The following is a 12,639-nucleotide window of genomic DNA, read 5'->3' as shown; positions in this document are numbered from 1 at the left end:
CCGCGCACGCAGGCGCGTAGGTTGCAGGGCATGACTGCCCGGGATCCCATCGCCGACCTGCGCCGGATCGCGTTCCTGCTGGAACGGGCCAACGAGGCCACCTACCGGGTCCGGGCGTTCCGCTCGGCGGCCAAGGCCCTGGCCGCGCTGCCGGCCGACGAGGTGGCCGAGCGGGCCCGCGCCGGCACGCTCACCGAGCTGTCCGGGGTCGGGGACGTCACCGCCCGCTGCGTGGCCGAGTCGCTGGCCGGCGAGGACCCGGTCTACCTGCGCCGGCTGGTCGCCACCGAGGGCACCGACCTGGACGCCGCGGCGACCGAGCTGCGGACGGCGCTGCGCGGCGACTGCCACACCCACTCGGACTGGTCCGACGGCGGCTCACCGATCGAGGAGATGGCCCTCGCCGCGGTCGAGCTGGGCCACGAGTACCTGGTGTTGACCGACCACTCGCCCCGGCTCAAGGTGGCCCGCGGCCTCACCGCGGACCGGCTGCGCCGGCAGCTCGACCACGTGGCCGCGGTCAACGACGCGCTGCCGAAGGGGTTCCGCATCCTCACCGGCATCGAGGTGGACATCCTCGCCGACGGCTCGCTGGACCAGGAGGACGAGCTGCTGGCCCGTCTCGACGTGGTGGTCGGCTCGGTGCACAGCGGGCTGAACGACGAGCGGGGCAAGATGACCCGCCGGATGCTGGCGGCGATCGCCAACCCGCACCTCGACATTCTCGGCCACTGCACCGGCCGGATGGTGTCGTCCCGGCCGGCCGGGGTGAAGGGGCCGGGCGACCGGGCGCACCGGCCGCGTACCCGCGCCGAGAGTGACTTCGACGCGGACGCGGTCTTCGCCGCCTGCGCCGAGCGCGGCGTGGCGGTCGAGATCAACTCCCGCCCGGAGCGGCAGGACCCGCCGAAGCGGCTGATCCGCCGCGCCCTGGAAGCCGGCTGCCGGTTCGCCATCAACACCGACGCGCACGCCCCCGGCCAGCTCGACTGGCAGCGGTTCGGCTGCGAGCGGGCGGCCCTGTGCGGCGTCCCGGCGGACCGCGTGGTCAACACCTGGAAGGCCGACCGCCTGCTGCAGTGGGCCCGCACCCGCCGCTGACCGGGCCTTGGGCCACCCAGGGTCAGCTGCGGGCGGCCGGGACGGGCTCGGCGACCGGGACGGTGGCCCGGGGCGCCCGGCGGCCCAACACGCCCTGGGCGACCGCCACGCCGAGGAGCACGATCACCGCGCCGACCGGCTGGTGCCAGTTCAGCCGCTCGTCGAGCACCACCGCGCCGACCAGCACCGCGAAGACCGGGATCAGGTAGGTCACCGTGGAGGCGGTGCTCGCCCCGGCCACCCGGATGTTGCGCAGGTTGATCACGAACGCCAGCCCGGTGCCGAGCGCGCCGAGCGCGAGCACGCTGCCCACCACGTCGCCGGAGAGCGAGGTCGGCACCGGCGGCGCCCCGGCCACCAGCGGCGCGACGACGGCGAGCTGGAGCGCGGCGACCAGCAGCTGGGCGGCGGAGAGCGAGAGACCGGAGTACGAACTGCCGGCGATGAACTTCTTCTGGTACGGGATGGCGACGCCGTAGCAGGCGGCCGCCCCGAGGCACATGAGCTGGCCGGTGAAGTGCGCCCCGCCCACGCCCTCCCAGACGCCCAGCACCACGAGCACGCCGAGGAAGCCCAGCCCGAGCCCGACCGTGCGCCGGGTGGTCAACCGCTCGGTGCGGAAGACCAGCACCGCCAGCGGCAGCACGATCAGCGGCGTGGTGGCGTTCCAGATCCCGGCGAGCATCGACTCGACCCGCTGCTCACCGAAGCCGAACAGGGTGAACGGCACCGCCACGCCGAAGGCGGCGACCACGAACAGGTGCGCCCAGACCCGGGGCTCGCGGGGCAGCCGGTCGCGCAGCACGGCGAGCACCACCAGCAGGGTCAGCGCCCCGGTGGTGACCCGGTAGAGGGTGAGGTGCAGCGGGTGCAGCTCCTCGATGCCGACCTTGATGAACAGGAAGCTCGAACCCCAGATCGCGGCGAGCGCCAGGAAGCCGGGCAGCCAGCTGCGAACGGCGGCCCGGTCAGGAGTGGTAGCGGCGGTCACCCCTGACACTCTGCAGTAGGGGTACGACGAAGTCCCGCGCTTTTCGGACGTCGTGTCCACCGCCACAACAGTCGGCCCGAACTGCCGCTCTGAACACGGCAAACAGGGTCGACACGGAGGCACCAGGGTCACGTAGGGTCGCACCGTGGGACGAATCGATGACCTCGCGAACCGGTACGTGACCGACTGGGCCCCGCTCAGCCCGACCGGCGCCACCTACGTCGGCATCGCCGGCTACGACGACCAGCTCGACGACCTGTCTCCGGACGGGTACGCGGCCCGCGCCGAGCTGACCCGGCGCACCCTGGCCGACCTTGACGTGACCGAGCCGGACTCGGAGTCGGAGCGGACCGCGAAGGAGGCGATGCAGGAGCGCCTCGGTCTGGAGCTCGCCCGGCACGAGGCCGGCGAGACCACCAGCGAGGTCAACGTGATCGCCAGCGGGCTGCACGAGATCCGCATGGTCTTCGACCTGATGCCGACCGAGGGCGACGACGCCAAGGCGAACATCGCCGCCCGGCTCAACCGGTTCGCCGGCGCGCTGGAGGGCTACAAGACGACCCTGCGCGAGGCGGCGGCCGCCGGCCGGGTCAGCTCGCGGGTACAGCTGACCGAGGTCGCCAAGCAGTGCGACGTGTGGACCGATCCGGAGGGGGACAACTTCTTCCACGGGCTGGTCGAGCGGCTCGGCGCGGACGGCGTGCTCGGCGCGGAGCTGCGCCGGGGTGCGGCCGCAGCCACCGCCGCCACCGCGGAGTTCGGCCAGTTCCTCCGTACCGAGCTGGCCCCGCAGGGGCGGGAGAAGCAGGCCGCCGGCCGGGAGCGGTACGAGCTGGCCTCGCAGTACTTCCTCGGCGCGAAGGTCGACCTCGACGAGACGTACGCCTGGGGCTTCGCGGAGCTGGCCCGCCTGGAGGGCGAGATGCGGGCGGTGGCCGCCCGGATCGCCGGGCCGGGCGCGACCGTCGACGAGGCGGTGGCGAAGCTGGACGCCGACCCGGCCCGGACCATCAAGGGCAAGGAGGCGTTCCGGGACTGGATGCAGGCGCTCGCCGACAAGGCGATCAGCGAGCTGCACGGCACCCACTTCGACATCCCGGAGCAGGTCCGCCGGATCGAGTGCTGCCTGGCCCCGACCAGCGACGGCGCGATCTACTACACCGGCCCGAGCGAGGACTTCTCCCGCCCGGGGCGGATGTGGTGGGCGGTGCCGCAGGGCATCACCGACTTCTCCACCTGGCGCGAGGTGACCACCGTCTACCACGAGGGCGTGCCGGGTCACCACCTCCAGGTCGCGCAGACCGCCGTCCGGGCCGAGCTGCTCAACCGCTGGCAGCGGCTGCTCTGCTGGGTCTCCGGGCACGGCGAGGGCTGGGCGCTCTACTCGGAACGGCTGATGGACGACCTGGGTTACCTGGAGGACCCGGGCGACAAGCTCGGCATGCTGGACGGGCAGGCGTTCCGGGCCGCCCGGGTGATCGTCGACATCGGCATGCACCTGGAGCTGGAGATCCCGAAGGACAACCCGTTCGGCTTCCACCCGGGCGAGCGGTGGACGCCCGAGCTGGGCTGGGAGTTCATGCGGGCGCACTGCCGGGTGCCGGACGAGAACCTGCGCTTCGAGCTGAACCGTTACCTGGGCTGGCCCGGGCAGGCCCCCTCGTACAAGGTGGGCGAGCGGATCTGGCTCCAGGCCCGGGAGGAGGCGAAGGCCCGCAAGGGCGCCGACTTCGACCTCAAGGAGTTCCACCGCCAGGCGCTCGACCTGGGCTCGCTCGGTCTCGACCCGCTGCGTCGGGCGCTGGCCCGGCTGTAGCAACGACGACGGCCGGGAGTCGGAGGATCTTTCCTCCGGCTCCCGGCCGTTTGCGCGTACCGGGTCGGCTCAGGCCAGGTCGAGCTTGAGCGTCGGCTTGGCGGTGAGCGTGTTGCTGGCGACGAACGCCAGGTCGACCACCGGGTCGGTGAAGGTGATCGGCAGCGGCGAGCAGACCGGGATGCCGTCCGGCAACGGCAGGTCCGGGGTGAGTGTGATCCTGATGCCGGCCAGCCGCCCAGAGAATCGGGTCGCGTAGAACGCGACGTCGCCCTGCACGGTCAGCCGGTCGGTCACGAACCGCATCGTCTTGTTGGCCGGGCCGTCGGCCTGTAGCACGAAGTCGTCCGTCACGGCCTTGTCCATGGTGAACTTCAGCGCCCTGAGCGTGCCGTCCCCGTGCGGCAGGTCGACGATCCCCTTGAAACACAGCGCGGTCATCGTGGTCTGCGAGCCGGTGAGCTTGGAGGGGTTGGCAACGCGGGGCTGGCCCGGCTCGGCGGCGAGTCGGGGCAGGGGCTTGCCGGCCTCGACCGGCTGCGGCTTGGTCGGCGCCGGAGTGATGCAGGTGGAGCTGTCGGCGCCGGGCTTCACCGGCGCCGACGAGCTGGCGCTCGGCTTCGGCGCCGCGCTGGTGGTGGTGCTCTCGGTGGGCGTGGCGCCCGTGGTGCCGGTGGACGTCTCGGTGGCCACCGGCTCGGCCGCGGCCACCGCCGGGGCGGTCGCCGCGGTGCTCGGCTCCGGGGTGGGCGACGGCTGGGTGCCGCCGTCGGAGTCCCCGCCGGTGAAGAGGCTGGTGATGCCGTCGACGATCTCGGTCAGCAGGTTGCCGTCCGAGGTCGGGGTGGGGGTCGGGGTCGGGCTGGCCGAGGCGGAGACCGTCGGGCTCGGCGCGACCTTGGTGGGAGTCGCGGTCGGGCAGGCCGCCGGGGCGGCGAGCGCCGGCTCCTCACTGCGCAGCGCGAGCAGACCGGCCATGGAGACGCTGGCGAGCACCAGCAGGATCGCGTACAGCTTCGGGTCGCGGTGCGCGGATCCCGGGGTGTCGTCGCGGCCGACCGCCGGCAGCACCTGCGTGGTGTCGGCGCCCGCTCGGGGCTCCGACTCCGTCGGCGCCGGCTCCCGCAGCGGGTTGCGCGGCTCGGGCAGCGCGTCGGTGAGGGGGCCGGTGGCCGCCTCCTCCCGCTGCCGCGGCAGCAGCTCGTCGACGAGCTCGGGCCGGTCGTCGTCGACCCGGTCACCGTCGACCGGTCCGGTCTCGTCGACCGGCTCGTCCGGGGTGACGACGGCCGGCGGGGTCTTGGCGGGCACCCAGGCGAAGCCGAGGGCGCTGCCCACCATGCCGAACAGCAGGCCGAGGAAGAAGCCGCCGAGGTTCACCCCGATCAGGGAGTAGACCGCGGTGACGGCGGCGACGATGGCGTAGAAGAGACGCTGCTGCGGACTGAACCACATCAGCATCCCGCAGGCGAACAGGATGACCGGGATCAGCCAGGACAGGAAGCCGGTCGGCCCCATCTGGAAGGTCAGGCCACCGAGGCTCATCTGCGTGGTGGCGAAGATCTCCAGGCCGGCCAGCGCGGTGAAGAGCCCACCCCAGAACGGACGCGCCCGCCGCCAGTGGCGGAAACCGCGCCACGCCTGGCCGAACCGGCCGGACCCGGCGTGCTGCGTCTCGGCGGTTGTCACGTGCTCCTCCTGGCGGTGCTGACGGGGTCGGAACAGGGTAAAGGCCCGCGGAGGGCACCCTCCGCGGGCCTCGACATCAGATCAGAAGCATTCCTTGGCGTCCGCACCCACGTTGACCTTCAGCTTCAGGCCGTTGAGGGTGAAGGTGCCGGCGCTGGTGGAGCGGGCCACCTGCTCCAGGTCGGTGATGACGACCTTGTCGGCGCTCTGGCCGAAGGACTTCTTGGTGGCGCCGGCGTTCAGGTCGGTCGCGTCGCGGCCGATCTGGATGTTGGTGAACGTCGCGTTGCCCTCGAGGGAGTCCATGTCGATCAGCAGGCCGTCGGCGGTGGCCGGGTTGCCGCCGCCACCGGCGTTGATGGTCAGCACGATCGGCAGGTCCGGCACCTTGACGGACTGGCACAGGTCGTAGAGCTTGGCGTCGGCGATCTCGGAGACGGCCACCGGGTGGGCGGTGCCGTCCTTCTCCTTGACGAAGCCGCCGTACTGCTTGAAGCCGTTGCCGTCCAGCTTGGAGGCACCGACCTTGAAGGTCTGGCCCGAGACCGCGAACGAGGCCGCGATGGCGCCGTTCGCCATACCGAAGACGATGGCGCCGGCGACGGCGGTGGCGGGCACCATCATCGCGGCGAAACGACGCCACCGGGTCCCGCCAGTCTGCTGACGGTCTACCGATTCACTCACGAGGTCCTCCTCGACGGGGGGTGTCATCACCGATCGCGGGTCGCGACTCGGGACGGGAGAGCTACGGGCGCTGCGGGTGCCGTTGTGCCGACGGCCACGCAGTACGCGGATTGGATGCTCTCGCGAAGCGACACACCTCACAAGTCCCTTGCTACTGGCCGGTAACACACTCGTGGTAACAAGATTGCCAACGGTCACCGACGGTTAACGTGTCGGGAGCGGAAAGGCGCGGGCAAACCGTCGTTATTACGACACGACGACATGCAGGTTTCACCTGAGGTAGCGATCGTGGCCCGACATCACAGTTCGGTAACGGCGGGCTGACAGACCGCTGTGGGTGATGTCACTGTCACCCTTCCGGCGGATGCCGATGGACGTCCGGCGTCCGCTCAGCGCCGCTGGGTCAGCCACGAGCCGAGCAGATGGCGGTCGATCGAGTCGACCCGGCCCAGCGGGCGGCCCCGCGCCACCCGGTCCCGCAACTCGTCCCGGGTGAACCAGCGCGCCGCCACCAACTCCTCGCCGTCCACCCGCACGTCCGTCGAAGCCGCGGTGGCCCGGAACCCCACCATCAGCCCGGCCGGGAAGGGCCACGCCTGCGAGCCCTGGTACGCCAGGTCGACCACGGTCACCCCGACCTCCTCGGCCATCTCCCGGCGGACCGCGTCCTCGAGGCTCTCGCCCACCTCCACGAAGCCCGCCAGCGTCGACCACGAGTCCTCCGGCGCGCCCCGGTGCCGGGCCAGCAGACAGCGCTCCGGCTCGCCGGGCGCTTCCACCAGCACGATGATCGCCGGCTCGATCCGGGGGAAGAGGAGCCGCCCGCAGCCGGACCCCGTGCAGGACCGGGTGTGCCCGCCGTCCCCGGCCACCGTGGCAGCGCCACAGCCGCCGCAGTACCGCTGCCCCCGGTGCCAGTGCAGCAACCCCCGGGCGTACGCCTGTACCGCCGCCTCAGCCGGCCCCAGGCCGCCCACCAGCGCCCGCACGTCCACCGCCTCGGCCGCCCCCGCCAGCTCCCGCGCCTCCGGCTCGGCGCGGGCGGAGAGGTCCACGGCGAAGACCGCCGAGTCGGCGTCCAGGCCGAGGAAGACCGTCTCGTCGGCCGCGGCGAGGAGCGCGGCGGCGTCGGCGACGCCGCGCCGCAGCGGCGTCTGGTCCGGCCCGACCAGGCAACGGTCCCGCCAGAGCGGCAGCACCACGCTCGCCCGGTCGGCCAACCGGGCGGCGACCCACCCCGGGTCCGCCCGCAGGGCCCCCGCCCGGTCCAGCCACCCACCGCCGTACGCCATGATCCGCTCGTCGGTCTGCACCCGGACACCGTCCCACGGGCCGCCCGGCGGGTGGCGACCGGCCGTGGGTGACGCCGGCGACAGTCTGCGCCGGACGGCCCACCCACGGCCCCGGTGACGCCCGGGCGGGACACTCCCGGCCGGCTCGAGCGTTGGTTACCGTAGTTGTCTTCCGGGTGGGGGAAGGGCTCCCCACGTGGTACTTCCGATCGAGGTAGCTGTGACGCTGTACGGCGATAAACCCCCACCCGCCGACGACCGGCCCACTGTGCAGGTCACCGCGGTGAGCTGGCCGGGCGACGAGCCGCCACCGGGGACTCCGGCCACCGGCCGGCCCGGCGGCGGGTCCCGCACCCGGCGCGGACGGCTCCTGCTCGCCGGCGGGCTGACCGCGGCCGTGCTGGCCGCCGTGGCGGGCGCCGGCGCCTACGCGTACGCCGGGGACGTCCCGCGCGGCACCACCGTGCTCGGCGCCGAACTCGGCGGCCGCAGCCGGACGGACGCGGCGCGCGAGCTGCGGGCGGCGTTGGAGCGCCGCTCGGCGCAGCTGAGCGCCCCCGTCCGGGTCACGGTGGGGGAGCGGACCGCCGAGATCAAGCCGGCCGACGTCGGCCTCGCGGTGGACGTGGAGGCCACCGTGGCGGCGGCCGCCGACGCCGACGCGCACCCGGTCAGCCGCCTCGTCGGCTCCCGCACCGTCGACCCGGTGGTGACCGTCGACGTCGACCGGCTCGACGCGGCGCTGCGCGGCGTGGTGGGAGACCAGGGCCGGGAGATGACCATGCCGGCGATCATCTTCACCGGCACCACGCCGAAGCCGGTCTACCCGAAGCCCAGCCTGACCCTCGACCCGCCACGCTCCGCCGAGGTGGTCAAGGCGGCCTGGCTCAACGACCGGCCGGCCACCGTCCCGCTGGTGGAGAAGCACCCGGCGACCACCCGCGAGGAGGTCGACCGGCTGGTCGACGAGCTGGCGAAACCGGCCGTCGCCGCCCCGGTCACCCTGACCACCGCGAAGGGCTCCCTCACCGTCCCACCGAGCGCGATCGCCCGCAGCCTGCGCTTCTCCGCCGACGAGTCGGGGAAGCTGGCCCCGCGGGTGGACGTGAAGCGGCTGCGGACCGCACTCGGGGAGCAGCTCGCCCGGATCGAGGTGGAGCCGAAGGACGCCGGGCTGACCATCGCCGGCGGCAAGCCCAAGGTGATGCCCGGTCGGGCCGGCCAGCAGCTGGACGCGGCGGCACTCAGCCGCGACCTGCTCGCCGTCCTGCGGAAAGCGGACGGCCGGACGGTCACCGCGCAGCTCATGCCGGCCCAGCCGGAGCTGACCGAGGCGAAGCTGGCCGAGTTGGGCATCAAGGAGCAGGTCTCCACCTTCACCACCCGGTTCCCGGGCGGCCTCTCCTCGCCCCGCAGCCAGAACATCGTCCAGGCCGCCAAGGACGTCGACGGCACGATCGTGCAGCCGGGCGAGACGTTCTCGCTGAACGGCCACACCGGCGAGCGCGGCTACGACCAGGGCTACCAGGACGCCCCGGTGATCGTGGACGGCAAGCTGGTGCCCGGGGTCGGCGGCGGCGTCTCCCAGTTCACCACGACGCTCTTCAACGCCACCTACTACGCCGGAATGGAGGACGTCGAGCACAAGCCGCACTCGTACTGGTTCGACCGGTACCCGGCGGTGATCGAGTCGACGATCTTCTGGCCGGACCTGGACTTCAAGTTCCGCAACAACAGCGGACACGGGGTCCTGATCGACACGTCGTACACGTCCAGCACGATCACGGTCTCGATCTGGAGCACCAAGGTCTACGACAGCGTCAAGACCGAGTACGGCCCCCGCCGCAACATCACCACGCCGAAGACCATCCACCTGGAGCCGGGCCCGAAGTGCATCGCCAGCAACGGGATCGACGGCTTCAGCCAGGACGCCTTCCGCGTCATCCGCAAGGACGGCAAGGTGATCAAGCGGGAAAAGTTCAGCTGGACCTACCAGGCTGAGCCGAAGTACGTCTGCGGCCCCGAGCCGTCCTGACCCGCCAGGAAGAGGAAAGCCCCGCCGGCTCCGTCGCCGGCGGGGCTCTCTTCGTCGTACGACCTCAGGGCCGCGCCTCGGCCAGGCCCTTCCGTACGCCCTCGGCGTCACGGTCGGTGCCGTAGACCGGGGTGTCGGGCTGCTGCCGCCAGCTCTCGTCCAGCGTGCCCGCGTCGACCGGGTCGAAGCCCAGCTCGTCCACCAGCTCCATGACCACCCGTTTGGCGTCGGCGTCGTCCCCGGCCACCGGCAGGGCGATCCGGTCGGGCGCACCGGCCGGCTTGCCACTGTCCATCAGTTGCGCGGCGTGGATGTTGTTGAACGCCTTCACCACCCGGGCGCCCTTGAGGTGCTCCGCGGTCCACCGGCTGGAGCTGAGGCTGCGGTCGAGCAGCTCGGCGATGTCGCCGTCCCGCTGGGGGTAGTAGTTGTCGGCGTCGACGGCCAGCTTCCCGTCGAACAGCGCCGCAGGCAGGTCCGGCACCGCCTTCACGGGAATGGCGACGACGACCAGCTCCGCCCCCTGCACCGTATCCTCGAGCGTGCCGGCGGTGGCGCCGGTCTCCGCGGCGAGTTCGGTGAGGCTCTGCGGGCCCCGCGAGTTGGTCACGGTCACGTCGTGCCCCAGCGCGCGCAGCCGACGGGTGAGGGTGCCGCCGATGTGCCCCGACCCGACAATTCCGATCTTCATGACCACTCCTGCCTCCGCCAACGCCTGACGGTCAGTTCCGGCCGAACCATCAGCAGGTACCCCGGCCGGTCCGCCCCGATAGCGGACGAGGCGTACGCCACGTCCCGCTTCCGCCACGATGGCGGGGGACCCGTCGCGGGCGGTCCCGGCACCGACGGTACGAGACGGGACAGGCAGTTCGGGCTGATTCACCGAACGCCGGTGACACCCGTCGGGCGAGGAGTTGGAGAGCAGCAGGAAACGCAGATGAGGCCACCCCGAAGGGTGGCCTCATCTGGAATGTTTGTCCGGCGGCGTCCTACTCTCCCACACCCTCCCGAGTGCAGTACCATCGGCGCTGGAGGGCTTAGCTTCCGGGTTCGGAATGTTACCGGGCGTTTCCCCTCCGCCATGACCGCCGTAACTCTATCGACATGTCAAACAACACCACCACACGTGGTCTGTTGTTCGTTTGTCGGGAGTTGCACAGTGGACGCGTAGCAGCTTGGTAGTCAAGTCCTCGGCCTATTAGTACCGGTCAACTGAACCCGTTACCGGGCTTACATTTCCGGCCTATCAACCCAGTCGTCTAGCTGGGGGCCTTACCCCACAAAGTGGGTGGGATACCTCATCTTGAAGCGAGCTTCCCGCTTAGATGCTTTCAGCGGTTATCCCTTCCGAACGTAGCTAACCAGCCGTGCCCCTGGCGGGACAACTGGCACACCAGAGGTTCGTCCGTCCCGGTCCTCTCGTACTAGGGACAGCCCTTCTCAAGTATCCTACGCGCACGGCGGATAGGGACCGAACTGTCTCACGACGTTCTAAACCCAGCTCGCGTACCGCTTTAATGGGCGAACAGCCCAACCCTTGGGACCTGCTACAGCCCCAGGATGCGACGAGCCGACATCGAGGTGCCAAACCATCCCGTCGATATGGACTCTTGGGGAAGATCAGCCTGTTATCCCCGGGGTACCTTTTATCCGTTGAGCGACACCGCTTCCACATGCCAGTGCCGGATCACTAGTCCCGACTTTCGTCCCTGCTCGACCTGTCAGTCTCACAGTCAAGCTCCCTTGTGCACTTGCACTCAACACCTGATTGCCAACCAGGCTGAGGGAACCTTTGGGCGCCTCCGTTACCCTTTAGGAGGCAACCGCCCCAGTTAAACTACCCACCAGACACTGTCCCTGAACCGGATAACGGTCCGAAGTTAGATACCCAAATCAACCAGAGTGGTATTTCAAGATTGCCTCCACCCATACTGGCGTATGGACTTCACCGGCTCCCACCTATCCTACACAAGCTAATTCGAATACCAATGTCAAGCTATAGTAAAGGTCCCGGGGTCTTTCCGTCCTGCCGCGCGTAACGAGCATCTTTACTCGTAATGCAATTTCGCCGGGCCTGTGGTTGAGACAGTGGGGAAGTCGTTACGCCATTCGTGCAGGTCGGAACTTACCCGACAAGGAATTTCGCTACCTTAGGATGGTTATAGTTACCACCGCCGTTTACTGGCGCTTAAGTTCTCCGCTTCGCCCCGAAGAGCTAACAGGTCCCCTTAACGTTCCAGCACCGGGCAGGCGTCAGTCCATATACATCGAATTACTTCTTCGCATGGACCTGTGTTTTTAGTAAACAGTCGCTTCCCCCTGCTCTCTGCGGCCATACAACGCTCCACCCGCGCGGGGCTTCACGTCTCCGGCCCCCCTTCTCCCTAAGTTACGGGGGCAATTTGCCGAGTTCCTTAACCACAGTTCGCCCGATCGCCTCGGTATTCTCTACCTGACCACCTGTGTCGGTTTGGGGTACGGGCCGCTAAGAACTCGCTAGAGGCTTTTCTCGGCAGCATAGGATCACTGACTTCACCTGAATCGGCTCGGCATCACGTCTCAGCCTATATGCACCGCGGATTTGCCTACGGCACGGCCTACACGCTTACCCCGGCACAACCACCGGCCGGGCTCAGCTACCTTCCTGCGTCACCCCATCGCTTGACTACTACCCGCCAGGTTCCCACGCTCACCGCGTTTGGTCCGAAGACCGCCCACAGATCGGGTGGTTAGCACAACGAGGTTCGTCAGGGTCGCTCTTTCGCGGGTACGGGAATATCAACCCGTTGTCCATCGACTACGCCTCTCGGCCTCGCCTTAGGTCCCGACTCACCCAGGGCGGATTAGCCTGGCCCTGGAACCCTTGGTCATCCGGCGGAAGGGTTTCTCACCCTTCTTTCGCTACTCATGCCTGCATTCTCACTCGTGCCGCGTCCACAACTGGGTCACCCCGTTGCTTCACCCCCGGCACGACGCTCCCCTACCCATCCACACACCTGCACAAGGAATCAAGTCCAAGCGAGGTTGAAAT

At 70.0% G+C, this 12,639-nt stretch carries 8 protein-coding genes and 2 rRNA genes (1 of these 10 only partly in view); 3 read left to right on the top strand and 7 right to left on the bottom strand.

Annotated features, from left to right (window positions below):
• Positions 1–30: 30 nt before the first annotated feature.
• Positions 31–1,101 (top strand): PHP domain-containing protein, encoded by a 1,071-nt coding sequence (locus tag OG799_RS29900; protein WP_406039803.1) that lies wholly within the window; start codon positions 31–33, stop codon positions 1,099–1,101.
• Between the two features lie 22 nt (positions 1,102–1,123).
• Here the strand turns inward: OG799_RS29900 and OG799_RS29895 are convergent, their stop codons facing one another.
• Positions 1,124–2,092 carry a DMT family transporter gene (locus tag OG799_RS29895; RefSeq protein ID WP_406039801.1) on the bottom strand — a complete coding sequence of 323 codons (969 nt, stop codon included), beginning with the start codon at positions 2,090–2,092 and terminating at the stop codon, positions 1,124–1,126.
• 145 nt (positions 2,093–2,237) lie between these two features.
• Here OG799_RS29895 and OG799_RS29890 point away from each other — a divergent pair, with 145 nt between their 5' ends.
• Positions 2,238–3,908, top strand: a complete 1,671-nt coding sequence (locus tag OG799_RS29890; protein ID WP_406039799.1) for a DUF885 domain-containing protein — start codon at positions 2,238–2,240, stop codon at positions 3,906–3,908.
• A gap of 69 nt (positions 3,909–3,977) precedes the next feature.
• Here the strand turns inward: OG799_RS29890 and OG799_RS29885 are convergent, their stop codons facing one another.
• The 3 genes from OG799_RS29885 to nudC form a co-directional block, all read right to left on the bottom strand.
• Positions 3,978–5,597, bottom strand: coding sequence for a DUF6114 domain-containing protein (locus tag OG799_RS29885; protein WP_406039797.1), 1,620 nt, complete (start codon positions 5,595–5,597; stop codon positions 3,978–3,980).
• A gap of 81 nt (positions 5,598–5,678) precedes the next feature.
• Positions 5,679–6,308, bottom strand: coding sequence for a DUF6230 family protein (locus OG799_RS29880; protein WP_406039795.1), 630 nt, complete (start codon positions 6,306–6,308; stop codon positions 5,679–5,681).
• A gap of 362 nt (positions 6,309–6,670) precedes the next feature.
• Entirely contained in the window at positions 6,671–7,594 is a 924-nt protein-coding gene (nudC, locus tag OG799_RS29875; protein WP_406039793.1) for an NAD(+) diphosphatase, read from the bottom strand.
• A 199-nt stretch (positions 7,595–7,793) separates the two neighbouring features.
• On the opposite strand from nudC, the gene OG799_RS29870 reads away from it, so the two are divergent.
• Positions 7,794–9,608 carry a VanW family protein gene (locus OG799_RS29870; RefSeq protein ID WP_406039791.1) on the top strand — a complete coding sequence of 605 codons (1,815 nt, stop codon included), beginning with the start codon at positions 7,794–7,796 and terminating at the stop codon, positions 9,606–9,608.
• Positions 9,609–9,672: 64 nt separating this feature from the next.
• On the opposite strand, the gene OG799_RS29865 is transcribed toward OG799_RS29870, so the two are convergent.
• The 3 genes from OG799_RS29865 to OG799_RS29855 all read right to left on the bottom strand — a co-directional run.
• Entirely contained in the window at positions 9,673–10,299 is a 627-nt protein-coding gene (locus OG799_RS29865) for an NADPH-dependent F420 reductase (RefSeq protein WP_406039789.1), read from the bottom strand.
• Between the two features lie 285 nt (positions 10,300–10,584).
• Positions 10,585–10,701: ribosomal RNA gene (gene rrf / locus OG799_RS29860) — 5S ribosomal RNA — on the bottom strand.
• 85 nt (positions 10,702–10,786) lie between these two features.
• Positions 10,787–12,639, bottom strand: a 23S ribosomal RNA gene (locus OG799_RS29855); it runs 1,255 nt beyond the window's last position.

It is taken from the genome of Micromonospora sp. NBC_00898 (assembly GCF_045207895.1).
In the GTDB taxonomy this organism is placed as follows: domain Bacteria; phylum Actinomycetota; class Actinomycetes; order Mycobacteriales; family Micromonosporaceae; genus Micromonospora.
The sequence above is the reverse complement of the archived record's forward strand: the minus strand, read 5'-3'. Positions and strand labels throughout refer to the sequence as shown.